Here is a 287-nt window from a genome sequence, read left to right on the forward strand (position 1 = left end):
TTGAGATAGTAGATGAGTAACCGGACTGATGTCGTTAGCATGTCAACCGATTTGGAATAACACAACGTCTTACGGTGCAATCGAGCCAAGTAATGTCTTAACCGACAGTTCTCGCCTCTCGCCCTCAACCCGAGTCATGGCTGTTTTACTGACTAAATGGTCTCCATCCTCAATCACGCAAGGGTACACCTTATACCCATCAGTGATGTACAGAAAACAAGCCCAACCCATCACAATCTGCCACAAGGGCTTAAACGTCTCTAGAGAGTGGTCTCCTACCACGAACT

Annotated in this window: 1 pseudogene; it reads right to left on the reverse strand. The window is 47.0% G+C overall.

The features are described 5' to 3' along the window. Nucleotides 1-287: pseudogene (locus JUJ53_RS00115) on the reverse strand (IS1 family transposase); the annotation flags it as partial.

This window comes from Leptolyngbya sp. CCY15150 (genome assembly GCF_016888135.1).
GTDB lineage: Bacteria > Cyanobacteriota > Cyanobacteriia > RECH01 > RECH01 > RECH01.